This is a genomic window from Sulfitobacter sp. TBRI5, assembly GCF_051013555.1.
Lineage (GTDB): Bacteria > Pseudomonadota > Alphaproteobacteria > Rhodobacterales > Rhodobacteraceae > JL08.
On the sequence record NZ_CP112884.1, the window covers coordinates 2,403,639 to 2,428,567 of the forward strand.

24 protein-coding genes are annotated in these 24,929 nt (G+C 58.5%); 13 read left to right on the top strand and 11 right to left on the bottom strand.

Annotated features, from left to right (window positions below; genetic code table 11):
• The first annotated feature begins 82 nt into the window (after window positions 1-82).
• The 12 genes from tolQ to folD all read left to right on the top strand — a co-directional run bounded on the left by tolQ (window position 83) and on the right by folD (window position 12,736).
• Window positions 83-778: a protein TolQ gene (gene tolQ / locus OLX72_RS12085; protein ID WP_114871042.1), complete on the top strand. Its 696-nt coding sequence runs from the start codon at window positions 83-85 to the stop codon at window positions 776-778.
• 3 nt (window positions 779-781) lie between these two features.
• Window positions 782-1,249: a protein TolR gene (gene tolR / locus OLX72_RS12090; RefSeq protein ID WP_433988747.1), complete on the top strand. Its 468-nt coding sequence runs from the start codon at window positions 782-784 to the stop codon at window positions 1,247-1,249.
• Window positions 1,250-1,270: 21 nt separating this feature from the next.
• Complete coding sequence (locus tag OLX72_RS12095) at window positions 1,271-2,380, top strand: energy transducer TonB (protein WP_433988748.1); 1,110 nt, start codon at window positions 1,271-1,273, stop codon at window positions 2,378-2,380.
• Entirely contained in the window at window positions 2,377-3,696 is a 1,320-nt protein-coding gene (gene tolB, locus OLX72_RS12100; RefSeq protein WP_114871039.1) for a Tol-Pal system beta propeller repeat protein TolB, read from the top strand. The genes OLX72_RS12095 and tolB overlap by 4 nt, the downstream gene beginning before the upstream one ends.
• A 93-nt stretch (window positions 3,697-3,789) precedes the next feature.
• Entirely contained in the window at window positions 3,790-4,299 is a 510-nt protein-coding gene (gene pal / locus OLX72_RS12105) for a peptidoglycan-associated lipoprotein Pal (RefSeq protein ID WP_114871038.1), read from the top strand.
• A 6-nt stretch (window positions 4,300-4,305) separates the two neighbouring features.
• A complete protein-coding gene (gene ybgF, locus OLX72_RS12110; protein ID WP_114871037.1) occupies window positions 4,306-5,136 on the top strand; it encodes a tol-pal system protein YbgF in 831 nt (276 codons plus the stop codon).
• Window positions 5,133-6,434: a tRNA lysidine(34) synthetase TilS gene (gene tilS / locus OLX72_RS12115; RefSeq protein ID WP_254684619.1), complete on the top strand. Its 1,302-nt coding sequence runs from the start codon at window positions 5,133-5,135 to the stop codon at window positions 6,432-6,434. The genes ybgF and tilS overlap by 4 nt, the downstream gene beginning before the upstream one ends.
• An 80-nt stretch (window positions 6,435-6,514) precedes the next feature.
• On the top strand, window positions 6,515-8,434 hold the full coding sequence (gene ftsH / locus OLX72_RS12120) for an ATP-dependent zinc metalloprotease FtsH (RefSeq protein WP_433988749.1): 1,920 nt from the start codon (window positions 6,515-6,517) through the stop codon (window positions 8,432-8,434).
• A complete protein-coding gene (locus OLX72_RS12125; protein WP_433988750.1) occupies window positions 8,431-9,216 on the top strand; it encodes a methyltransferase domain-containing protein in 786 nt (261 codons plus the stop codon). The genes ftsH and OLX72_RS12125 overlap by 4 nt, the downstream gene beginning before the upstream one ends.
• Before the next feature lie 90 nt (window positions 9,217-9,306).
• Window positions 9,307-9,903, top strand: a complete 597-nt coding sequence (locus OLX72_RS12130; protein ID WP_433988751.1) for an MOSC domain-containing protein — start codon at window positions 9,307-9,309, stop codon at window positions 9,901-9,903.
• A 170-nt stretch (window positions 9,904-10,073) separates the two neighbouring features.
• Window positions 10,074-11,750 carry a formate--tetrahydrofolate ligase gene (locus tag OLX72_RS12135; protein ID WP_433988752.1) on the top strand — a complete coding sequence of 559 codons (1,677 nt, stop codon included), beginning with the start codon at window positions 10,074-10,076 and terminating at the stop codon, window positions 11,748-11,750.
• A 92-nt stretch (window positions 11,751-11,842) separates the two neighbouring features.
• Complete coding sequence (gene folD / locus OLX72_RS12140) at window positions 11,843-12,736, top strand: bifunctional methylenetetrahydrofolate dehydrogenase/methenyltetrahydrofolate cyclohydrolase FolD (protein ID WP_433988753.1); 894 nt, start codon at window positions 11,843-11,845, stop codon at window positions 12,734-12,736.
• A gap of 3 nt (window positions 12,737-12,739) precedes the next feature.
• On the opposite strand, the gene OLX72_RS12145 is transcribed toward folD, so the two are convergent.
• Window positions 12,740-13,174, bottom strand: coding sequence for a PaaI family thioesterase (locus OLX72_RS12145; protein WP_114871032.1), 435 nt, complete (start codon window positions 13,172-13,174; stop codon window positions 12,740-12,742).
• Between the two features lie 144 nt (window positions 13,175-13,318).
• Here OLX72_RS12145 and OLX72_RS12150 point away from each other — a divergent pair, with 144 nt between their 5' ends.
• A complete protein-coding gene (locus OLX72_RS12150) occupies window positions 13,319-14,080 on the top strand; it encodes a LytTR family DNA-binding domain-containing protein (RefSeq protein WP_114871031.1) in 762 nt (253 codons plus the stop codon).
• Here OLX72_RS12150 and pdeM read toward each other — a convergent pair whose 3' ends face one another.
• From pdeM to OLX72_RS12200, 10 genes are all read right to left on the bottom strand, one after another.
• The gene (pdeM, locus tag OLX72_RS12155; RefSeq protein WP_114871030.1) at window positions 14,081-14,743 is read right to left on the bottom strand and encodes a ligase-associated DNA damage response endonuclease PdeM; all 663 of its coding nucleotides are present in this window, start codon (window positions 14,741-14,743) and stop codon (window positions 14,081-14,083) included.
• A gap of 63 nt (window positions 14,744-14,806) precedes the next feature.
• Window positions 14,807-17,242: a ligase-associated DNA damage response DEXH box helicase gene (locus OLX72_RS12160; protein ID WP_433988754.1), complete on the bottom strand. Its 2,436-nt coding sequence runs from the start codon at window positions 17,240-17,242 to the stop codon at window positions 14,807-14,809.
• A 63-nt stretch (window positions 17,243-17,305) separates the two neighbouring features.
• The gene (locus OLX72_RS12165; RefSeq protein WP_114871028.1) at window positions 17,306-18,106 is read right to left on the bottom strand and encodes an NAD(P)-dependent oxidoreductase; all 801 of its coding nucleotides are present in this window, start codon (window positions 18,104-18,106) and stop codon (window positions 17,306-17,308) included.
• Complete coding sequence (locus OLX72_RS12170) at window positions 18,103-19,413, bottom strand: ATPase (protein ID WP_433988755.1); 1,311 nt, start codon at window positions 19,411-19,413, stop codon at window positions 18,103-18,105. Before OLX72_RS12170 ends, OLX72_RS12165 begins: the two co-directional genes overlap by 4 nt.
• 143 nt (window positions 19,414-19,556) lie before the next feature.
• Window positions 19,557-20,051 carry a prepilin peptidase gene (locus tag OLX72_RS12175; protein ID WP_114871027.1) on the bottom strand — a complete coding sequence of 165 codons (495 nt, stop codon included), beginning with the start codon at window positions 20,049-20,051 and terminating at the stop codon, window positions 19,557-19,559.
• Between the two features lie 6 nt (window positions 20,052-20,057).
• Window positions 20,058-20,906 carry a tetratricopeptide repeat protein gene (locus tag OLX72_RS12180; RefSeq protein ID WP_114871026.1) on the bottom strand — a complete coding sequence of 283 codons (849 nt, stop codon included), beginning with the start codon at window positions 20,904-20,906 and terminating at the stop codon, window positions 20,058-20,060.
• A 30-nt stretch (window positions 20,907-20,936) separates the two neighbouring features.
• Window positions 20,937-21,467 carry a tetratricopeptide repeat protein gene (locus OLX72_RS12185; protein WP_254684617.1) on the bottom strand — a complete coding sequence of 177 codons (531 nt, stop codon included), beginning with the start codon at window positions 21,465-21,467 and terminating at the stop codon, window positions 20,937-20,939.
• A 46-nt stretch (window positions 21,468-21,513) separates the two neighbouring features.
• Window positions 21,514-22,494, bottom strand: coding sequence for a type II secretion system F family protein (locus OLX72_RS12190; RefSeq protein ID WP_433988756.1), 981 nt, complete (start codon window positions 22,492-22,494; stop codon window positions 21,514-21,516).
• Between the two features lie 12 nt (window positions 22,495-22,506).
• Window positions 22,507-23,469: a type II secretion system F family protein gene (locus tag OLX72_RS12195; RefSeq protein ID WP_114871023.1), complete on the bottom strand. Its 963-nt coding sequence runs from the start codon at window positions 23,467-23,469 to the stop codon at window positions 22,507-22,509.
• A gap of 11 nt (window positions 23,470-23,480) precedes the next feature.
• On the bottom strand, window positions 23,481-24,926 hold the full coding sequence (locus tag OLX72_RS12200) for a CpaF family protein (RefSeq protein WP_433988757.1): 1,446 nt from the start codon (window positions 24,924-24,926) through the stop codon (window positions 23,481-23,483).
• Window positions 24,927-24,929: the final 3 nt, after the last annotated feature.

Genomic DNA, 24,929 nt, shown 5'->3' on the forward strand with positions numbered 1-24,929 from the left:
GAACTGTTGGCAATTCATTGCGCTATGCAGTAGCGTGATGCGGAATAAGGCCGCCCAATGGCCACCAACAAAGAGCAGGCAAATGGAAGCAGAAACGCTGGCACTGGCGCAGGAAATTGATTTTTCCATGTGGGGCCTTTTCGCGCGCGCCACTTTTATCGTAAAACTCGTGATGTTGATGCTGATTGTCGCCTCGTTCTGGGCGTGGAGCATCATTATCCGCAAAATTCTTGATTACCGCGCGGCACGCGCCGAAGCGGCGGCGTTTGATCGTGCGTTCTGGTCCGGTGAGCCGCTGGACGGGCTGTTTGAAAAGATCGGGCCACAACCGCGCGGCAGTTCGGAAAAGATTTTTGCCGCCGGTATGATGGAATGGCACAGGTCGCACCGCAATGATGGCGGATTGATCGCGGGGGCCACGGCGCGCATCGACCGGTCGATGGATGTGGCCATCAACAAAGAGGCCGAAGATCTGCAGCGCGGGCTTCAGGTGCTTGCCACCGTTGGATCGACCGCCCCGTTTGTCGGGCTGTTCGGAACCGTCTGGGGTATCATGAACGCCTTTATCGAAATCGCGGAACAGCAAAACACCAACCTGGCCGTCGTCGCCCCCGGCATCGCCGAGGCGTTGCTGGCCACCGGTCTGGGCCTGCTGGCAGCGATCCCGGCGGTAATCATGTACAACAAGCTGAGCGCGGACAGTGACCGGATCATTCAGGGTTACGAATCCTTTTCGGATGAATTTGCCACCATCCTCAGCCGCCAGTTGGACAGTTAGATCATGGGTGCAGGTGTTCAGGCCCCACAAGGCGGCGGGCGGCGGCGGGGCCGCGGCAACCGTACCCGCCCGATGGCGGAAATCAACGTCACGCCCTTTGTTGATGTGATGCTGGTGTTGCTGATCATTTTCATGGTGGCCGCGCCGTTGCTGACGGTGGGTGTGCCGGTGGAATTGCCCAAAACCGCCGCAGGTGCACTGCCTGCGGATCAGGAAGAGCCGTTGACCGTCACATTGACGGCAGATGGCATCATCCAGATACAAACCACCGAAACAGCGCGCGACGCACTGGTCACCAAACTGCGCGCCATTGCGGCAGAACGCGAAAGCGACCGGATATTCCTGCGCGCGGACGGGGCGGTGCCCTACAGCGAAGTGATGCAGGTGATGGGCGCGCTGAATGCGGGCGGGTTTTCCAATATCGGGCTTGTAACCGATATCGGCGGCCCGTCACTCGACAGCGGCAGTTAAGGCTGCCGCGTGAGGTCTGGAATGGATAAGGCCAACTATATCTCGGGCGCGGGCCATATCGGCCTGATCAGCTGGGCGTTGTTCGGCGGGATTTTTTCCGCCGAACCCCTGCCGTTTCAGATCACCGAAGTGTCGATGATTTCGGGGGCTGAATATGCTGCGATGATCGCGGCGCAGGACGCCCCGCAATCCGCAACCGAAGTGGCGCTGCCGCAAGCGCCGGATGCCGGCACCGGCGCCCCCGAAATTGCGTCTTCCCCGGACGTAGCAACGGATCAGTCCGCGCCGGCCCCGTCAGAAACGCCGCCGCCGGATGAAGTGCCCGTGCCCCTAGCCCCGCCATCGCCGCCGGAAACGGTTGTGGAAGACACACCCCCGACACCACCGGCCCCGCCCGAGGATGTGGCGGTTCTGGCCCCCGAAGTGGCGGAACAGGCCGTGCCGCGCCCCGCAGATCGCGTGGCCCCCGAACCCGTGGCCGAACCCGAGCCCGAGGCGACACCGTCCGACACGACGCAAGACGCCGTAACAGCCGAAGAAACCGGCGAAACCGTGCAGCAGGAACCGCAAGAGGCGACAGCCCCGGAAGCGGCGACAACCCAGATCGTGACCGAAGCAACAGCCGCGCCTGCGCGCTCGATCCGGCCACCGTCCAACAGGCCGTCCGCACCCGCCCCGACACCAACACCGACACCCGCGGCGCAACCCGCAGCCCCCAGCGCGCCCACTGAAAACACCGAAACCGCCGTGAACGCGGCGCTGGCAGAAGCGCTGGGTGGCACGACGGAACCGTCCGTGCCCAGCGGCCCGCCGCTTTCGGCAGGCGAACGGGATGCGCTGCGCGTTGCCGTTTCAAATTGCTGGAACGTCGGATCGCTGTCGACGGATGCATTGAACACAACGGTCGTTGTTGCAGTCAGCCTGTCCGAGGATGGCAAGCCGCAAACCCCGTCGATCCGGATGCTCAGCAGTTCGGGCGGATCGGCGGCGGCGGCCGATCAGGCCTTTGGCGCGGCGCGGCGCGCTATTATAAGATGTGGCGCAAACGGCTTTGAACTGCCGGCTGAAAAGTATAGTCAGTGGCGTGACATCGAAATGACGTTTAATCCGGAAGGAATGAGGTTGAAATGATGCGACTTCTTGCAACCCTCCTGTTGTGTCTAAGCCTGTTTGGCTTGCCCGCCTTTGCCCAGAACGGCCCCTTGCGGATTGAAATCACCGAAGGCGTGATCGAACCACTGCCCTATGCGGTGCCCAATTTCGTGGCAGAATCCGGCGCGGCGGGCGAATACGGTGCCAACATCGCCCGCGTGATCGCGGACGATCTGACCGGCACGGGCCTGTTCCGTGAAATTCCGGCCAGCGCCTATATCTCGCAGATCAGCGATTTCGCGGCACCGGTTCAGTATGCCGATTGGAAAGCGATCAACGCGCAGGCGCTGGTGACGGGCGCGGTAAACGTGTCGGGCAACACATTGACCGTCAAGTTTCGTGTCTATGATGTGTTCTCGGGGGCGGAACTGGGCAGCGGTCTGCAACTGGCCGGTACCGTGGACGGTTGGCGCCGCATTGCACACAAGGTTGCGGATACGGTCTATAGCCGGATCACCGGCGAGGGCGGCTATTTCGACAGCCGCGTGGTGTTTGTTTCGGAAACCGGCCCCAAGGATGACCGCAAGAAAAGACTTGCGATCATGGATTATGATGGCGCCAATGTTCAGTACCTGACCGGCAGCGAAGCCATCGTTCTGGCGCCGCGCTTTTCCCCGAACGGCGACAGAGTCCTGTATACCAGCTATGAAACCGGATTTCCGCGTATCTATGTTCTGGATGTCGGCAACGTGCAGCGCCGCGTGTTGCAACAACAGGACGGCACGATGAGCTTTGCGCCAAGATTTGCGCCCAACGGCCAGACGGTGGTTTATTCGCTCACCCAGGGCGGCAACACGGATATCTATACTTTGGATATCGCCAGCGGGGCCGGGGCGCGTCTGACCGATGCGCCATCGATCGAAACCGCCCCCAGCTATTCGCCTGATGGCACCCAGATCGTCTTTGAAAGTGACCGGTCCGGTTCCCAGCAGCTTTATGTCATGCCCGCCGGCGGCGGCGAAGCGCGCCGGATCAGTTTTGGGCAGGGGCGCTATGGTACGCCGGTTTGGTCGCCGCGCGGCGATCTGGTGGCGTTTACGAAGCAGAACAACGGGCGCTTTCACATCGGTGTCATGCGGCTGGATGGCAGCGAAGAACGTCTGCTGACGGCGTCGTTTCTGGATGAAGGCCCGACATGGGCGCCCAATGGCCGCGTTTTGATGTTCACGCGCGAAACCCAGGGCGCCGGGGGGCGGGCATCGCTCTATTCTGTTGATATTTCGGGGCGAAACCTTAAACCCGTGCGCACACCGGAAGGGGCGTCAGACCCGTCGTGGTCGCCCCTGCAAAACTGAAAGCCGTACTGTTGTCACCGCGTTCACAAAGCATGGCAACTGTGCTAGTAAAGACCAAAAGAAAAAACGTAATCTCATCATGAGGCGAGCAAAATGAATTTCCTTTCCAAAGCAGTTGTATTGACCGCAGGTCTGGCCCTGGCCGCCTGTACCAATCCCAACCGGTTCGACAACGCGGGCGGCAGTGGCCTGAACGGTGCGGGATCCAATGCGGCGGGCAGCGTGTCCGATCCGACATCGGTTGCCTATTTCCAGCAGGCCGTCGGCGACAGGGTTCTGTTCGCTGTCGACCAGTCGACCATTTCGCCGGACTATATCCAGGTGTTGAACGGGCAGGCGACCTGGCTGACCACGAACTCTGATTATGTCGCCGTGATCGAAGGCCACGCCGATGAACAGGGCACACGCGAATACAACCTTGCGCTGGGCGCACGCCGCGCCAACGCAGTGCGCGAATACCTGATTTCGCGCGGTGTCGCTGAAAACCGGCTGAAGGTTGTCAGCTACGGCAAGGAACGCCCGATCGAAGTGTGCAGCGACGAGGCGTGTTATACAAAGAACCGGCGCGCCGTGACGGTACTGTCATCCGGTCTGACAGGATAATTCGTTATGCGTGCTGTTGTCGTCGCCCTGATGTTCTGGATCACCGCACTGCTACCGCAGCACGCGGCAGCACAGGATCAACAGACCCTGGCGGATATCCGTCAGGAACTGTCGGTGCTTTTCGTCGAGGTGCAGCGCCTGAAACGCGAATTGTCGACAACCGGATCACCCAGCGTCGATGTGTCGGGCGGTTCGACGCTGGACCGGTTGAACAACATCGAATCCGAATTGCAGCGCCTGACGTCCAAGACCGAACAGCTTGAATTCAGGGTTAACAGTGTCGTCACGGACGGAACCAACCGGATCGGCGATCTGGAGTTTCGTCTGGTCGAACTGGAAGGCGGAGACGTCAGCCAGTTGGGCGAAACAACAACGCTGGGTGGGGGCGAAATGCCGCAAACACAGGGGAGTGTCGCACCATCGACAGCCCCGCAAACGCCGACCACCGAACTTGCGATGGGCGAACAGGCCGATTTTGACAAGGCAAGCGAAGCCCTTGCCGCCGGAAACTATCAGGCTGCGGCAGATCAGTTCAAAAGCTTCAGCCAGACCTATCCCGGCGGGCCGTTGGCCGCGCAGGCCGCGTTAAGCCGCGGCAAGGCGCTGGATGCGCTGGGCGACACAAGAGAGGCCGCGCGCGCCTATCTGGAAAGCTTTACAGGAAATCCGACCGGTCCGCTGGCGCCCGAAGCATTGCTAAGCCTTGGCACAGCCCTCGGCGGGCTGGACCAGAAAAACGAGGCATGTGTGACCCTGTCTGAAGTGGGCGTGCGGTTTCCGACATCCCCGACCGTAGCGCAGGCCCAGCAACAGATGCAGGCCTTGGGCTGCCTTTGACAAAAAACACACCGCATAGACCGGATAGTGACACGTCCGGATTGCTGGGCGGTGTGTCGGCGCATTTCCTGCCCAATCCCCCCGAACGGCTTGGGGTTGCGGTATCGGGCGGGGGCGATTCCGTTGCCTTGCTGCATCTTCTATCGCGGATTTGCCTGTCGCAGGGGACCAGCCTGTTTGCCGTCACGGTTGATCACGGGTTGCGCACAGCATCTGCGGACGAGGCGCAAAGCGTGGCGCATCTATGCGAGGCACTGGAAATTCCACACACGATCCTGCGTTGGTCCGGCTGGGATCATACTGGCAATCTGCAGGATCAGGCCCGACGCGCACGTTATCAGATGATGACAGACTGGGCGCGCAGCAACGACATACCGGTTCTGGCACTTGGGCACACATCCGATGATCAGGCGGAAACGGTTCTGCTACGGCTGTCGCGTGCTTCGGGTGTGGATGGGCTTGCCGCGATGGCGGCGCGCCGGGTTCACAACGGGGTGACACTGGTGCGCCCGTTGTTGGATGTATCACGTGCCCAGTTGCGCGATTATCTTGATCAGCATGGTCTGAAGTGGGTCGATGACCCCAGCAATGATGATCCGCGTTTTGACAGGATCAAAATGCGCAACGCGCTGCAGGTTCTGGCTCCGTTGGGCATCACCGCCCCGGTGCTGGCGCAGGTGGCCGAACAGATGGGCAAGGCGCGTGATGCGCTGGACTGGCACAGTTTTCTGGCGGCGCGCGAAACCAGCCATGTTGTTGACGGCGACATTGTCATTGATCTGAAGCAGTTTCGCACCCTGCCCGAAGAAATCGCCCGCCGCCTGCTGGTGCGCGCGGTGATGTGGGTCAGCGGATCCGAATATCCGCCGCGCCGGGCTGCGATGTCCGATCTGATCGCGGCAATCCGCGCCGGACGCCGCTTTACACTGGATGGCAGTATCGTGTCGCGCCATCAGGGCAATATCTGGATCAGCCGCGAATATAATGCGGTGCGCGACCTTGCGGCGCACCCCGATGAAACCTGGGATCAGCGCTGGCACGTGGAAGGCCCCGAAACCGAAGGCAACACGCCGCCCGATACGGATGATATCGAGGTGCGCGCCCTTGGGCAGGAAGGTCTGGCACAATGCCCCGACTGGCGCGAAACCGGCCGACCGCGGGTGGGATTGCTGGCCTCTCCGTCGATCTGGCGCGGCGATGATCTGTTGTCGGCCCCGCTTGCAGGACGTGCGGAAGGCTGGCACGTGGCGTTGTCGCGCAGCGGAGAAGAGTTCTTTGCGGCGCTATTATCGCATTGAAGAAAGCTGAATGATCTCTATCTTAGCCAAGTGCTTGCGTGTTATGCGGATCGCGCGATTGAATATTTAGGAGAGTTCCCTTGGGCAACCTACGCAACGTCATATTCTGGGTCGGTCTGTTTTTTCTGATTCTGGCGCTTTTCAACATGTTCAACGGCTCTGGCACAACGATGCAAAGCCGCGAGATGAGCTATAGCGACTTTGTCACTGCCGTCGAAGCAGGCGATGTGACCAAGGTTACGCTGGATGGCGAACAGGTCCGGTTCGAACGCACGGACGGCCAGAACTACGTTGCGATCAAGCCGGAAGATGCTGAAATCACAGGGCTTTTGATCGATGCGAACATTCCTGTCCGCGCCGAACAGCAACAGCAATCAGGCTTTCAGACCTTCCTGATGTCGCTGCTGCCCTTCCTGCTGCTGATCGGTGTCTGGATCTACTTCATGAACCGGATGCAGGGCGGCGGCAAAGGCGGCGCTATGGGCTTTGGAAAATCCAAGGCCAAGATGCTGACGGAAAAGCATGGCCGCGTCACATTTGATGACGTTGCTGGCATCGACGAAGCCAAGGAAGAACTGGAAGAAATCGTCGAATTCCTGCGCAACCCGCAGAAATTCAGCCGTCTGGGCGGAAAAATTCCGAAAGGCGCGTTGCTTGTCGGACCTCCGGGTACGGGTAAGACCCTGCTTGCGCGGGCGATCGCCGGTGAGGCGGGCGTGCCGTTCTTTACCATTTCGGGATCTGATTTCGTGGAAATGTTTGTAGGTGTGGGTGCCAGCCGGGTGCGCGACATGTTCGAACAGGCCAAGAAAAACGCGCCCTGCATCGTGTTCATCGACGAAATTGACGCCGTCGGTCGCCACCGTGGCGCCGGATACGGCGGCGGCAACGATGAACGCGAACAGACATTGAACCAGTTGCTGGTGGAAATGGACGGGTTTGAAGCCAACGAAGGTGTGATCATCATCGCGGCGACCAACCGCAAGGATGTGCTTGATCCTGCCTTGTTGCGTCCGGGCCGGTTTGACCGTCAGGTCACCGTTGCCAACCCCGATATCAAGGGACGCGAGAAAATCCTTGCGGTGCACGCGCGTAAGACGCCGCTGGGCCCCGATGTGGATTTGCGGATCATCGCACGCGGAACACCGGGATTTTCGGGCGCCGATCTGGCCAATCTGGTGAACGAGGCCGCGCTGATGGCGGCCCGCGTCGGGCGCCGCTTTGTCACGATGGAGGATTTTGAAAGCTCCAAGGACAAGGTGATGATGGGGGCCGAGCGCCGCTCGATGGTGCTGACGCAGGACCAGAAGGAAAAAACCGCCTATCACGAGGCAGGCCATGCCATCGTGGGCCTGAAGCTGACCAAGACCGATCCGGTTTACAAGGCCACGATCATTCCGCGCGGTGGCGCGTTGGGCATGGTTGTTTCGCTGCCGGAAATGGACAAGTTGCAGATGTTCAAGGATGAAGCCCGCGAAAAGATCACCATGACAATGGCGGGCAAGGCAGCCGAAATCTTCAAATACGGGGCCGAGTCGGTTTCAAGCGGTCCGGCAGGCGATATCCAGCAGGCCAGCGCCTTGGCGCGGGCGATGGTGATGCGCTGGGGCATGTCCGACAAGGTCGGAAACATCGACTATTCCGAAGCGCACGAAGGTTATTCCGGCAACACGGCGGGATTTTCGGTATCGACCAAAACCAAGGAAATGATCGAGGAAGAGGTCAAAAGCTTCATCGCGGAAGGCTATGAAAACGCCTACAAGATCATCGAAGAGAACTCGGAAGAGTTCGAGCGTCTGGCGCAGGGATTGCTGGAATACGAAACTCTGACCGGAGAAGAGATCAAGCGCGTGATGCGGGGTGAACCGCCACAGGCCGGTCCGGATGAAGATGACAAACCCGATTCCGGCAGCGCGCCCAGCGTGACAGCCATTCCAAAAGCCAAGAAACGCAAAAAACCGCCCAGTGACGGCGGGTTGGAGCCGGAACCTTCGGCTTGAACGAAGAACGGATAACAGACTGGAACCCCGAAACCTATGACAGGTTTCGGGGTTTTCGTTTCCGCCCCCCGATGGATTTGCTGCACACGCTTGGCGCTTTGCCCGAAGGGGACATTGTCGATCTGGGGTGCGGTGCGGGTGTGGTTGGGAAAGCGCTGGCGTTGCGCTATCCCGATCATCGCCTGATCGGGGTGGACAATTCGCCAGCGATGCTGGCGCGCGCGGAACAGACCGCAGATTATACCGATCTGGTCCGCGCCGACATTGCCAAATGGCAACCGCGCGAACCCGTTGCCCTGATATTTTCGAATGCAGCGCTGCAATGGATCGGGTCGCACGCGGATGTTTTGATGCGGCTTGTCTCGGGCCTGAAACCGGCTGGGGTGCTGGCCGTTCAGATGCCGCACCAGAATGCGGCCCCGTCGCACCGGATGTGGTCGCATTGTTTTGCCCGGCTGTTCCCGAAACGCCCACTGCCCGCAACGCCCGGAATTCTGGCGCCACAGGATTACGCCGATCTGTTGTCCCCGTCGGGTGATTTCCAGACGTGGGAAACGGATTATTATCAGGTGCTTCCCGCCAGCAGGCAGGGCCATCCGGTTCGCCTGTTCACCGAAAGCACTTTTGCGCGCCCGTTTCTCGATGGGCTGAACGGGGCGGACCAAAAGGCCCTGATCAATGCCTATGACGCGGAAATGGAAACGGCCTATCCTGCGCGCAATGACGGTTGCGTCACATTCGTGTTCCGGCGGCTGTTCTTCACGCTGACAGTGCACGCCTGATTACGAAAAGAGCTTCTGTTCGACAGATTGGCTTGAAGTGGTAAATGGCGCGTTGCACTGTGCGCAAAATCCGCATCCAAAGGACACGTAATGCCCGCTCTCAAACCGACGAAATTTTCTGCAACCATCACGTGGCTGGGCAATGTGCCTTTGACGTCAGACGATTTGCGCGCGGTTCCGGTGCAATCGCTGAATGCCACATTCGCCGGCGTGGACGGGCAACGCCATGGCGGTCAGACCCGCGCCGCCTGCACCCGCACCTCGGCCCAGTATGCACCGGGCACTGAAATCCGCAACGTGCGCCAGTTCACCATTCTTTCGGCCGAGGAACTGGACCAGATCGCGGCAAAAATGGGTGTGGATGCGCTTGATCCGGCGTGGCTGGGCGCGTCGATGGTCATCAGGGGTATTCCTGACTTTACCCATGTTCCCCCGTCATCGCGATTGCAGAACCAGCACGGAACGTCCCTGACGATCGACATGGAAAACCGGCCCTGCATCTATCCGGGCAAGGAAATCGAAAAAGACAGGCCGGGCCATGGCAAGGCGTTCAGATCGGCGGCTGTGGGATTGCGCGGTGTGACCGCCTGGGTCGAACGCAAAGGGCCGCTGCACATCGGTAACACGGTGGTACTGCATATCCCCGATCAACCGGTCTGGCCGCATCTGAACGCCGCGCGCACCTAGGACAAGACACAGGCACAAGACAAAGGCCAAAATGTTTCCGAAAAGAAACGCTTTGGGCGTGCCCCGACGTTCTTCACTTCGGAAATGTCGGAAATACGACCTGCGCGACCTGCGGCAAACGCTATTAGGCTACAAGCAAATATGCCTGAACCGCGCCAAAAGGGATTCCCATGAGCTTTAAGACCGATATTCAGATTGCCCGCGAAGCGAATAAAAAACCGATTAACGAAATCGGCGCCAAGCTGGGAATTTCCAGTGATGATCTGCTGCCCTACGGCCACGACAAGGCCAAGGTCAGCCAGTCCTTCATCAATTCCGTACAGGATCGTGCCGATGGCAAGCTGATCCTTGTCACCGCGATCAACCCGACCCCCGCAGGTGAGGGCAAGACAACAACAACCGTTGGTCTGGGCGACGGGTTGAACCTGATCGGAAAGAACGCGGCCGTCTGTATCCGCGAGGCATCGCTTGGCCCGAACTTCGGGATGAAGGGTGGTGCTGCGGGTGGCGGATATGCGCAAGTTGTCCCGATGGAAGAAATGAATCTGCATTTCACAGGCGATTTTCATGCGATCACATCGGCCCACAACCTGCTGTCGGCGATGATCGACAACCACATCTACTGGGGCAACGAGCTTGAGATCGACACCCGTCGCGTCGTGTGGCGCCGTGTTGTCGACATGAACGACCGCGCATTGCGCCAGATCACAGCCAGCCTTGGGGGTGTCTCCAACGGCTTCCCGCGCGAGGCAGGGTTTGACATCACCGTCGCGTCCGAAGTGATGGCGATCCTGTGTCTGTCCAAGAACCTGAGCGATCTGCAGGAGCGCCTCGGCAACATGATCGTGGCCTACCGCCGCGACCGAAGCCCGGTTTTCGCCCGTGATATCAAGGCGGACGGCGCAATGACCGTGCTGCTGAAAGACGCGATGCAGCCAAACCTTGTGCAGACGCTGGAAAACAACCCCGCCTTTGTGCATGGCGGCCCGTTCGCCAACATCGCACATGGATGCAACTCGGTCATTGCGACCACGACAGCGCTGAAACTGGCCGACTACGTCGTGACCGAAGCCGGGTTCGGTGCCGATCTCGGGGCTGAAAAGTTCATGAACATCAAATGTCGCAAGGCCGGCCTTGCGCCGTCCTGCGTGGTGATCGTGGCCACAGTGCGTGCGATGAAAATGAACGGCGGCGTGAAAAAGGCCGATCTTGGCACCGAAAACGTAGAGGCCGTGAAAAAGGGGTGCCCCAACCTTGGGCGACACATCGAAAACGTCAAAAGCTTTGGCGTGCCCGTCGTTGTGGCGATCAACCATTTCGTGACAGATACCGACGCCGAAGTGCAGGCGGTGAAGGAGTATGTCGAGGCCCACGGATCCGAGGCGATCCTGTCGCGTCACTGGGAAAAGGGCGGCGAAGGCGCCAGAGACCTGGCAACCCGCGTGGCGCAGATTGCCGATGCGGACATGGCCAACTTCGCTCCGATCTATCCCGACGACATGGGATTGTTCGAAAAGATCAACACCGTTGCCAAACGGATTTACCGCGCCGACGAGGTGCTGGCCGATCAGAAGATCCGCACACAACTGAAGGATTGGGAAGCGCAAGGATACGGCAACCTTCCTGTCTGTATGGCCAAGACCCAGTACAGCTTTACCACCGATCCCGAACGGCGCGGCGCGCCCACAGGGTTCAGTGTTCCAGTGCGCGAAGTGCGCCTGAGCGCGGGTGCCGGGTTTATTGTGGTGATCTGCGGCGAGATCATGACGATGCCGGGCTTGCCGCGGGTACCGTCTGCAGAAAACATCAAGCTGAATGCTGATGGTGATGTCGAAGGATTGTTTTAAGAAAACAATGGACGCGGCGCAGGGCGACATGCTCGCGCCGCGTCCTGCCTTCGGCGAAAGTATTTTTAAAAAGATGAAGCGGAGAGTGGACGATGGGAGCGACTGTCATTGACGGCAAGGCATTTGCGGCGACCGTACGCGGCAAGGTGGCCGAGCACGTTACCCGGTTGAAAGCGGACCATGGGATCATACCGGGGCTGGCGGTGGTGCTGGTGGGCGAAGACCCGGCAAGCCAGGTCTATGTGCGTTCCAAAGGCAAGATGACTGTCGAAGTCGGCATGAAATCGGTTGAACACAGGCTGGATGCCGATACGTCCGAAGCCGATTTGCTGGCCCTGATTGGCCGCTTGAACGCGGATCCGGACATTCACGGTATTCTGGTGCAATTGCCGCTGCCCAAGCATCTGGATGAGGATCTGGTGATCAATTCGATCGATCCGGCCAAGGATGTGGACGGGTTTCACATTTCCAATGTCGGCCTGCTGGGTACTGGGCAGAAATCCATGGTGCCCTGCACTCCGCTGGGCTGTCTGATGATGCTGCGCGACTATCACGGATCGCTGTCCGGTATGGACGCGGTGGTGATCGGGCGATCAAATATCGTGGGCAAGCCAATGGCGCAATTGCTGTTGGGTGACAGTTGCACCGTCACGATTGCGCATAGCAGAACGAAAAACCTGGCCGAGGTCGTCAAACGCGCCGATATCGTGGTGGCCGCTGTCGGACGGCCCCAGATGGTGCCGGGCGACTGGATCAAACCGGGTGCGACCGTGATCGATGTGGGGATCAACCGGATCGACAAGCCGGAGGGCGGCACGCGGTTGGTGGGTGACGTTGATTACGACAGTTGCGCGGCGGTCGCCGGGGCAATCACGCCGGTTCCGGGGGGCGTTGGCCCGATGACCATCGCGTGTCTGCTGGCCAACACCGTCACGGCCTGCTGCCGCGCCAACGGGCTGGACGAGCCCGAGGGGCTGACAGCGTAACAGTTACGCGGATGCGGTCGCGCCGGATACGGGCACCATTGTGCCCTGCAGAATGGCAATTAGCGTTTCCACCCCGTCCGCAATGGCATGCACTTCGGCACCGACGACGATCAGGCGGCGGCCCGGTTTGATAACCCGGCCGGTCGCGCGCAACATATCGCCTTGCGCCGGGGCCAGCAGGTTGATCTTGATCTCGGCGGTCAGTACTTCGTCCTGCGCCGCCATCAGGCTCAGTGCGGCATAGCCTGCCGCACTGTCGCCCAGCGAAAACGTCAGGCCGGCATGGGCAAAGCCGTGCTGCTGGCGCGCGTTTTCAAGGATCGGCGCGGTGATGCTGACCTGTCCCTGCGAAATGTGATCAATCTGTGCGCCGAAAGTCGCCATCAGCGACTGCGCGGCGAAACTTGTCTTGATCTTGTTCAGGATGTTTTCATTCATTTAAGTCTCTCATTCCGGTCAGGTTTACATGAGGTGTCACAAGTGCGCGAGAGGGGGAAAAACCCCGCAATCGACACCTATGCAAGCCAGTAGGTTCATTTATTTTCAATTTGATCAGTTCTATACGGGAATTCGGCAAATGACATGCAGGCAAAGATCACGGAATTCTTGCGTGGCCTATTTGCGCCGACCCCCCTTGCCATATGGCTTCTGAGTACGCTGGCCGTTTCGCTGGCGGGGCCGTTCGGGACATACGGCATTTTGTCCTACACCGAGCGTACGATATTCTGGGGCACAGTGATCGGCCTTTCGATCGTGTTGGGCGGTATATGCCGACTGATGAGCCGTCAGTTGTTTCAACACGCCGAGCCGATCAAGCAGGATATCGCGGCCGTGATTGCGATGACGGTCTTGTTCACACCCACATTGCTGGCGCTGATGGAATTGATGGTTCCGCGTTATGCGTCCTCACGCCCCGATACCGCGACGACGGTCTTCTACGTCGCGGCGATATCGACAACGATCTTTGTGATCCGGCGTCTGATCCCCGGGATTGAACCCACCTCGTACAAGGGAATAGCCACACCGCAAGAGCCGCCGCGATTGCTGCGCCGCCTGCCGCGGGATTTTGTCGGGCCGGGTTTGCGCATGTCGGTGAACGACCGTTTTGTCGACGTCGTGACGCCTGATGAAACCCACCGGATACGCATGCGATTTTCCGATGCCGTCGATGAAATGTCGGGGGTGCCGGGGTATTGCACACACAGATCGCATTGGGTTGCTATGGATGCCATCAAATCGGCAGAACACAAGAACGGCAAAGTGTCGTTTCGGCTGGTGAATGGTGATATCGTGCCGGTCAGCCGCAAATACCGTTGCGATCTGGAACAGGCGGGCCTGATCTGATCAGCGCGGCATCGGCACCGCGTGCAGCGTTTTGCCGGTCAGCACTGCAATCGCTTCGGGTCGCATCAGATTGACCAGCGCGATATCATGGCTGGCCAGCCCGCCGGTATAGGTGCCGTAGGCCGGCAGAATGACGCGATCGGCATCAATCAGAAAAGCAGGGCGCGAAATGGTTTTTGCCCGTGTTTTTATGCGTGCCTTGGGATGGTAATGCCCTGAAATTTCACCGCTGGCACCCGATTGGGCGATGTGGCGAAAGATCAGCGGGGGCAGGGGCAACGCGGCCAGATGGCTGCCGCCCAGATCGACCGGGCCGGGATCGTGGTTGCCTTCGATCCACATCCAGCGCCGTCCGGCCTGCAATTTGGCGATCCACAGCTTTTCTTCTTCCGGCAGGGCCTGTGCAGCTTCGATATCGTCAAAGCTGTCGCCAAGACAGATCACCGTGCGCGCATTGCTGCGCGCCAGATCAGCGCCCAGCCGGGTCAGGGTATCGCGTGTGTCATAGGGGGGCAGAATGGCCCCGCCGCGCCGTGCGATCCGTTCAGATTTGCCCAGATGCAGATCGGACACGCATAATAGGCTTTGATCGGGCCACCACAAAGCCCCCGATCCCAACGCTGTCATCGGCGCGCCAGCCAAGGTGAAATTGTACCCGTTCATGGCGCAAACAAAACAGGAACGGTATGCAAGGGCAAGGGCAAAAACTGTATTCCTGAAAGAGGTTTAGGCAGGTTTCCTGCCCCGTCCCTCAAGATCGGCAAGCCCGGCGTCACGCATCAGGGCTTCTGCCTCTTGTGCCAGCAGTTTTTCCTCTGCCGATCCTTTGATCGGCACCCTGCCCATTTCAAGCAACATCGGCGCGGACAAGGGCGATACATGCGGCAGCCGTACGTGATCAATGCGCCCGCCGATGCGGGTGATCATCTCTTCGATCCGGCTGAAATCGACCAGTCCGCGCATCGCTTCCTGCCGGGTGATCTGCATCATCAGGTGTTGGGGGTCGTATTTCAGCAACGTGTCATACAGGATATCGGAACTGAACGTGGCCTGACGACCGGAGGATCGCGCGCCGGGCCTGTTGCGTTCGATAAGCCCGGCAATGGTTGCGCTGGCGCGAAAGGTGCGTTTCATCACCGCATTGCCTGCAAGCCAGCTGTCCAGACCATCGCGCAAGGCATCGATCCTGAACAGCGCGGCGGGGTCCCGAACAGCGTCCAGCCCCCAGATCAGCGTGGCATAATCTGTCGCGACGAACCCCAGCGGGTTCAGCCCCAGTTCATCCAGCCGTTTGGTCAGCAACAGCCCCAGCGTCTGTTGCGCGTTGCGCCCGGCAAACCCGTAAACGCAGGTGTGCGCCCGCCCGTCCTGCTCAAAGCTTTCGACCAGCAGGCGGTCGGGGCCGGGCAATCGGGATATGGTGCGTTGCAGGCTCAGCCAGTCGGCGGTGTGGCGCGGCAATTCGGGCCAGTCGTTCTGCTGGAACAGACGCAAGATCCGATCCGAAAGCTGGGTCGAGGCGGCAAACTTGGTACCCGCAAAGGTGGCGATCTTTGGTTTTTTGTCAGCGCGGCGCGTGACCTCGACGGTCATTTCCCGCAGGCCTTCGTAGCGCACGATCTGCCCGCCGATCAGAAACGTATCGCCCGTGCTTAGCGTTGCCGCAAAAGCTTCCTCGACCTCACCCAGGGGTTTGCCGCCGCGGGCCCGCTTCAGGCGCACTTTCAACGTATCGGTATCCTGAATGGTGCCGATGTTCATGCGAATACGCTGCGCGCTGCGCGGATCGCGCAAATGCCAGCGCCCGTCGGGATCCTGTTTCAGACGTTGCCAGCGGTCGTAGCCGCGCAGCGCGTATCCGCCGGTGGCGCAGAATTCCAGACAATCGTCAAATTCGGCGCGTGTCAGATCGCTATATGGGCCTGCGCCGGTAACCTCCTGAAAAAGAACATCTGCTGCAATCGGGCCAGCGCAGGCCGCGATCAGCACATGTTGGCACAGCACGTCACGCGGCCCCGGACCGCGCGGTTCGCCGTCCAGTTCACCGGCCTTGACCGCGTCTAGCGCGGCAACGCATTCGACCACTTCAAACCGGTTGGCAGGCACCAGAACAGCCTTTGATGGGGCGTTGTAGCGGTGATTGGCCCGCCCGATCCGCTGTACCAGCCGTTTGACATTCTTGGGCGCACCCATCTGGACAACCAGATCGACATCGCCCCAGTCGATCCCCAGATCAAGGCTTCCGGTGCAGACAATCGCGCGCAAGTCACCGCGCACCATCGCCGCTTCGACCCGCGTGCGCTGAACTTTGTCCAGACTGCCATGATGGATCCCGATGGGTAGCGCATCGTCATTGGCAAGCCACAGGTTGTGAAAGAATATTTCGGCCTGTGCACGGGTGTTGTGAAAGATCAGCGTGGTCTTGTGCGCCTTGACCATGTCCAGAACGGCAGGGATCGCGTAGGCCGCGTTGCCACCCGACCATGGCGGGTTTTCCGACGTTTGCAACATGCTGATGTCAGGCGCAGGCCCCGGATCGGCCAGCAGAACAGGGCAGGGATCGGGGTGGCGCGCCAGGAACCGGGCAATGGCGGCAGGGTCTTCCACGGTTGCGGACAGGCCAACGCGTTTCAGATCGGGGCACATCGCCTGCAATCGTGACAGCGCCAGCACCAGCTGATCACCCCGCTTGCTTTCGGCCAGTGCGTGCACTTCATCGACAACCACCCGTTTCAGCCCGGCAAACATCCGCGGTGCGTCTTCGTAAGATGTCAGCAGGGCCAGGCTTTCGGGGGTTGTCAGCAGAATATGGGGCGGATCGGCGCGCTGTCGTTTCTTGCGGCTGGCGGGGGTATCTCCGGTGCGGTCTTCGATCCGGATCGGCAGGCCCATTTCGGTTACCGGCGTTGTCAGGTTGCGTTTGATGTCTGCCGCCAGCGCCTTGAGCGGTGAGATATATAGCGTGTGCAACCCGTCGTGCGGGGCCTGTGCCAGATCAACCAGTGTCGGCAGGAAACCGGCCAGTGTTTTGCCGCCCCCCGTTGGCGCGATCAGCAAAAGCGCCGGATCATCCGCGCGCTCCAGCATGTGCTGCTGGTGCGGATGCACGGACCAGCCTTTGGTTGCAAACCAGTCTGCGAACAGGGGGGGGACGGGTGCCATAATCCTAGTGTAGTCTGTTGGCGATCCGATGGCAGGGCGGATATGCGCAAATCCGCGAAAAAGTTACCGGCGCGGTTTCAGGTCGCGGATCAGATCGCGCACCGTCTCGGGCAGCGATGTATCGGCCCCCTTTGGTGCCGAATCAAGGGCGCTGTTTACGTCCTTGACCAGAATGCCGATCGTGTTGTCATCGCTGTATCCGTCGCGGGCAAATTCGATCTTTTCATAGCCCGAGGCAAACCAGTTCTGCCCCGATGACGTTGCAATCAGGTTCAGCAAGGCAGTTTCATCCAGTCCGGCGTGATCGGCCCAGTCCAGCACCAGCCGCGTCATCGCCGTGGACCCTGCGGCCAGCAGATTGTTCAGTACCTTGGCCTGCATCCCGGCCCCGAACGGCCCCATATGGTGAAAATGCTGGCCCATTGCCCGCAATGCAGGGTCAAGCGCCTGCAAGTCGGCCGCGTCTCCCCCAAGCATGAAAGACAGCCGCGCCTCCCGCGCAGCGATCTGCGCGCCCGACATCGGCGCATCGACCAGCGCGATGTGATCGGCGATACGGTCGCGCAGGGCGATCACGTAATTTGGTGAGAGGGTGGAACAGATCACGATGTGGGTCAGGTGCGGCGCAGCGGAAAAGTTCTGCGCGCCGAACAAAACGTCTTCTGTCTGATCGATGTCGCGCACAACGGTGATCAGCACAGACAGAGTAGCGGCAAATGCGCCAGCATCATCCGTCATCGCAGGGGTCAGTTCGCCGAATTCGGATGGCGGGCGAATATCATAACCGCGCGCCTCCAGCCCGTCGGCACGCAGCGCAACCAGCATGGGCGCGCCCATCCGGCCGCACCCGGCAACGCCGATCATTTCACGATGACTTCGTCTTTCACGAACATGTTGGCCCACGCACGATCAATCAGTTCCGGTGTCATCTGATAAGGAATACCTTCAAATTCGCAGATAGCAATCATTTGGTCGATCAGGAACACGGGTTGATAGTTGGCATAGACGTTGTCGATGGTCGGGTATTTGACCTTCAACAGATGGATCAGCGCGCTTTCTTCCAGCGGAACGCCTTTATTACGCGCGACCATTGCAAAGATTTTCAGGAAGTTTTCCTGATCCGGCCCGTCGATCTTGATCTTGAAAAAGATCCGGCGCAGGGCCGCTTTGTCAAAGATTTCGTTTGGGTGGAAGTTGGTCGAGAAGATGACCAGCGTATCAAACGGAACCTCAAATTTCTCGCCCGATTGCAGTGCCAGAATATCCTTGCTTTCTTCCAGTGGAACAATCCAGCGGTTGATCAATGCCTGCGGAGATTCGGATTGGCGACCAAGGTCGTCCACAATAAAAATGCCGCCGGTCGATTTCAACTGGAGCGGCGCCTGATAGGTTTTGGCGTTCGGGTTATAAACCAGATCCAGCATGTTCAGCGTCAGTTCCCCGCCTGTCACAACGGTGGGGCGTTCACAGCGTACATAACGCGTATCGTAACGGTTGGCATTGCGGCGCAGCGCGTTGGGATCATCCTTTTGCTCTTCCGCCTTGGAATGCACCATCGGATCATAGACGGTGATCACCTGTCCGGAATATTCAATGGCGCGCGGCACATAGACCTTGTCGCCCAACGCGTCACGGATACCGTTCGAGATTGACGATTTACCGTTTCCGGGCGGGCCATACATAAGGATGGAACGGCCCGCGCTGACGGCCGGGCCCAAATGGTCCAGCAATTCACCTGGCAAAACCAAATGGCCCATTGCGTTGGTCAACTGGTCGCGGGTGATCGAAATGTTCTTGATCGACTGGCGTTCGATCTGATCACGATACACCTCAAGCGGCACAGGCATCGCCCCGAAATATTCTGACTGAGACAGCGCGTCTAATGCGCGGGCCTTGCCTGCATCGGTCAGTTGGTATCCCATTTCATTGCCATTGTTGGCGTTCAGTGTACCTGTCGCTTCCAATAATTTCTGGTCGCGCGCCATGTCGATCAATTGCTGTGTCACGGGAATCGGCAGGCAGATCGCTGCGGAAATTTCCGAAGCCATATCCATGTTCTTGCGGAAAATGGTTTTCAAAAGAATATCCCGCATCATCACGACGGGCAGCTTCATTTCCTGGATGCTGCGCGGTGCGGGCGGTGCCATTACGCTTTGGGTCTGCATATTCATGATTTTGGCCTGTAAATAACGGTTGTCGAACTGCGTCATCCGGCCTGCCAGCGCATTCTGATTTGCGCAGATACAGCCCGAATTTTCACAGTCTGACGGGCTATTGTGGGTATTTTATGGCAAAATCGGTTACAAAGTGGCCGTCAGACCCCGAAATAGGCCCCAAGCCCTAGATACATCGCCAAAGTGCCACCCAGCGCCATGCCCATCGGAAACAGGCGGCCTCGATCCCAGTTGATCCAGTCGGGCGCCAGACGGCGCAATCCGCTATATTTTGCAAAGCGTTGCGTCACAAAGGCCGCCAGCAGGCACGCGGCGAATATCTGCCCGACAAGGACCGCATCGCTTTGATGAACAAAGGGCGCGGCAGCGGCCAGAAACTTGGCATCCCCGCCGCCCATCGTGCCGGCCGCGTTCAGCACGAAACCGATCACCAGCACAATCGCCAGCTGCGCCAGACGCCACAGGTATTTATCAAAGGGTAGGGCAACCAGACCGATCACAACAAAAACAGCCCCCAGCAGCAGCACAGTATTGTTCGTGATTTTCATTTCCCGAAGGTCGTTGAAAATCACGAAGAAACAGATGGGCACCACAAAAGGCAGAAACCATAGGGCCGATGCAACCGTTATTTGCATCGGCGTCTAGGCTGCTTCCAGCGCACGCAAGGACCGCACAGCGTCTTCAAAATGCTGCGGATGTGTTTCGATCGCTTCGCGCAGCAGGTTTTCACCGGTTTTCACATCGCCCTGCTTGATCGCGGACAGGGCCAACGTATGCAGCAACTGGGCGCGTTCCGTCTGGTCCATCGGGATTACGGGCAGCGAATATTCGCGTTGCGCGCCGCGGGCCAGAACCAGATTGTTCTTGGCGGTGAACAGGCTGTTGTCCTGCCGGATGGCTTCGCTGAACAGGCGTTCTGCCTCGGCGTAATCGCCGCGCGTCAGCTTGGAATAGCCCCAGTTGTTCATAACGCTGGCAGGGCGCGTTGTCAGGCCCACAGCGGTTTCATAGAATGTATCCGCCTTTGACCATTCTTCGCCCGCATCGGCAACCATCGCCTCCAGACGGTAGCGTTCAAAGGTTTCAAAGGTCGGGGGGATGGTATCCAGTGTCTGTTCGGCCTTGGTCCATTCGCCAGACCGGATCAGCGCGTCGGCAAGATTGACGCTGTCTTGCGGCTCCGCACCTTCCATCTTGGTGACTTTGGTCCACGCCGTCACACCTTCGGTGTTGCGCTTGGCCCGCACCAGAGATGCCGCCAGACCACGTTGCAGATCAATCCGGTCGGGGTTGGCCTTGGAGGCGCGGGCGAAATAGTTCACCGCTTCATTCGGGTCGGCCACCGTCAGCATCACGTCATTCAGGTTGGTTTCATCCACGACATTGACGTCCTGAATGGCGCGTTCAACGGTTTCGTCATCGTTCTTTTCACATGCGGAAAGACCGATCACACCTGTTAAACACAGGCTTAATAGGATGGTATGGCGCATTTTTGCGTCCTTTTACTGCTCTGGCCTCAATCATGGTGTTGTCTGGATCAGAAAATCGCCTCCGCCCCGTCTCACCAATTTATATTCTTCGCCTTGTATATCATTATTATCAGATATTTCGGATTTTTCGATAGCCAGACGCAAATTATCTCGGATTGAGTCGCTTTTGCCATCATCCAGCGCATAGGCGGTGCGAAATACCTGAACAGATTCGGCCGTTTTGCCTTCTTCCATCAGCACAACGCCCAGATTGTTCCAGATTTCAGGGCGCGTTTCATCCTGTTCTATGGCGCGCCGCAACAGTGTTTCGGCCTGACCCAACCGGCCCAGGCCCAGATTTGCAGTGCCCAGCCCCGACAGGATTTCGGCTGTCATGCCGTTTTCCAACGCCGCACGATTGAACGCTTCAAGGGCCAGTTCGTACTGGCCGGCATCAATCAGGCGATGCCCGACTTCCAACCCGTCAACCGCTTCCTTGCGCGTGTCCAGACCCGGTGCATATGGGCTGTCCGGTTCACGCGAAAGGCCGCCCGCAGTGCAGGCCGCCAATCCAAAGCTCAAGGCGCTTGCGAAAAGAAGTGTTTGCGTTTTTTGCCAGTAATTCGCTTTAATTTCCCATATTCCCCAGCTGTGAAATGCCATGCGCGGAAGGTCCGACCAGAATGATTAAAAGCGGTGGTACTGTCAGCATCATAGTGGCAAGGGTCATCTTGGTTGGCAACTTGTTTGCGGCCTCTTCCGCGCGCATCACGCGTTTGTCACGCATTTCTTCGGCATAAACCCGAAGCGCTTCGGCAATGGATGTCCCGAAGCTGGCCGACTGGATCAGTACCGTCACGAAAGAGGATACATCTTGAACGCCGCAGCGATCAGCCATATCTTTGAAAACGGTCACCTTGTCTTTGCCGGCCTTCATCTCCTGAGCAACAACTTCAAACTCGTCTGCCAGAGAGGGACAGCTTGAATGCAGCTCCTTGGCCACGCGCACAATACATTGATCAAGCGATTGGCCCGCTTCGATACAGACCAACATCATGTCCATTGCGTCCGGAAAACCCGAAATAATTTCCTCTTTGCGGGCTTCGACCCGCCGTGTCACCCAATACTTAGGAAGCATGTACCCGATCCCGCCCGGGGCGATCGTATAGATCATCATCTTTTGCATGCTCATCCCTTCGCCACCGCCGAAAACGGTGACGTAAAGAACACCTGACAGCAAACCCAAAATGCCCAAGGAAAACTGTGCAAAGTGGAAAAAACGCACGGCGTCTTTGGTTTGGTAGCCGGCCTGACGCAGTTTCAATTGCATCGCCGACAGATCGGCCACGTCTTTTGGTTCGAGAAACCCTGAGAATTTTTCCAGTTTTTCGTTGCGACCGCCGTGGCGCAGCCGTTCACGCTTATTGGCTTGCTCCTTGGGCGCCTTGAGTTGGCGCTTGAGTTTGTCCAGCGGGTCTTTGCGTTGTTGCAGCATCAAAGGCACTGCCAACATGATCATCAGCATGCCAGCTACACCGATGGCGATCAGCGGGCCGAATTCGCCCAGTGAGTCTGTTACGAGAGTATCTATTTGTCCAAAGAATTCCATTCTTTCACTCCCTCAGACTTTGATATCGGTCAGGACACGCATGACCAGCAGGTTGGCAGCCAGAAGGATGCCGACGACGAAACATGCAGGAATAAACCAAGGGTGATCGCGCACTTCGTCATAATAGTTAGGGTCACCGATGTTGATCACAATCAGCGCTACAATCGGAAACGCAGAAAGAAACTTGCCAGACCATTTCGCCTCGGCGGTGATCGCTTTGACGCGCCGGAACAGGCGGAACCGCGCGCGGATCACCTTGGCCAGACCAGCCAGGATCTCGGCAAGGTTGCCCCCTGATTGCTGCTGGATCGTCACGGCAACCGCCAAAAAGCGAAGATCCTGTATATCAAGCCGTTTGGCCATGTCTTTCAGCGCCTCACCGATCTCGCGTCCATAGGCGGCTTCATCGGAAATCACACCGAATTCGCTGGCCAGCGGATCCTGAGCCTCTTTCGCAACGATCTGAATTGCCGATGAAAACGGATGACCCACACGCAAGGAGCGCACCATCAATTCGACCGCATCGGGCAATTGTTCTTCGATCATACCCAGGCGTTTCCCGGCCTTGTGGGATACCCAGAAATAAACCGCCCCGACGCCAATGCTGATCGACAAAAGTACACGCACGGGTGGTTCTGTTTCGGTCCCGATGGACAGGCCAATAAACGCAACGGCAGCCAGCCCGGCCATAATGATCATCAATTGCTTGGGCGAAAACGCGATCGCCGCTTTTTGTGCCTTTTCCGCCAGCAACGAATACAGCGGTATCGTGCGCGATTTCATATGCTGCTGCATTTCTTTGCGCAGCTTGGCCAGCACTTCTTCGCGCCCAGTACCCCGTTCCAGCATTTCCAGACGGCGGTTGATGCGGCTGTTAAGGCTGATGGATTTGCCGAATGCGACAAGGTACAGGCCTTCGACCAGTACCAGGACACCGACAAAAATCAGGCCATAAATAATTGGTTCTGCACTCATTGTTCTGGTCCTTATTCGGCTGCGATGGGTTCAAAAATCTGCGGCGGCAGATCGTAGCCCCACATCCGGAAACGTTCTGAATAGTGGCTGCGCACGCCGGTGGCTGTGAAATGCCCGATAATCTTGTTCTCTGGGGTCAGGCCGACACGCTGGTAGCGAAAGATTTCCTGCATCGAGATCACTTCGCCTTCCATGCCGGTAATTTCGGTAATCGAGGTCATGCGCCGCGAACCGTCTTGTAATCGCGATGCCTGCACGATCAGGTTCACAGCCGACGAAATCTGCGACCGAACCGCTTTCAATGGCATTTCGATACCAGCCATCGAAATCATGTTTTCCAGACGGCTGACACCGTCGCGGGCGCTGTTGGCGTGAATGGTGGTCATTGAGCCATCGTGGCCGGTGTTCATCGCCTGAAGCATGTCGATCACTTCTTCTCCGCGCGTTTCGCCCACGATAATGCGGTCCGGGCGCATCCGCAGGGCATTCTTCAGACAGTCGCGGGGGCTGACTTCGCCTTTGCCTTCCACGTTGGGTGGGCGGCTTTCCATTCGGCCGACATGGATCTGTTGCAACTGAAGTTCGGCGGTGTCTTCGATTGTCAGGATACGTTCGGAATTGTCGATAAAGCTGGACAGCGCGTTCAACGTGGTTGTTTTTCCCGAACCGGTACCGCCGGACACGATAATGTTCAGCCGACAGGCCACTGCCGCCTGCAGATAGGCGGCCATTTCTTCGGAAAATGCGCCAAAGCTCACCAGGTCATCAATGCCCAGTTTGTCCTTTTTGAATTTCCGAATGGAAACAAGACTGCCATCCACGGCAATCGGCGGCACCATGGCGTTGAAACGAGATCCGTCTTTCAAACGGGCGTCAACATAGGGGTTGCTTTCGTCCACGCGCCGGCCAACTGCGCTCACGATCTTGTCGATGATCCGCAACAGGTGGCGTTCATCCTTGAACGTGATCTCAGTCAGTTCCAGTTTGCCGTCGCGTTCAACAAAAATCTGCTGGGGTCCGTTGACCAGGATATCGTTGACAGTTTCGTCCTTCAGCAGGGTTTCCAGCGGACCCAGACCGGTCACTTCGTCATAGAGTTCCTGTGTCAGCGTCAGCCGATCTTCGCGGTTCAGAACTATGCCGCGCTCTTCTAGTACTTCGGCTGAAATCGAATTGATCTCTTGGCGTAGGTCCGCTTCGGTCGCGTGTTCCAGGGCTGCAAGATTCAGATTGTCTAACAACGCGCTGTGCAGTTCCAGCTTGATCTCGCCCATACGCTCCTTGCGCTTGCGCTCTTTGTCAAAAGGCGCTGCCTTGGCGGGGGTGCCAGTGTTCGGTTTGCGCATGGAAATTGGGGCTGGCTTAGCTGGTTGCGCGGCCACAATTTCAGTTATGTTCGTTGCGGGTTTCGCACCGGATTTGATGGGTGCCGCTGGCTTTTTATATTTTGAAAACATCAC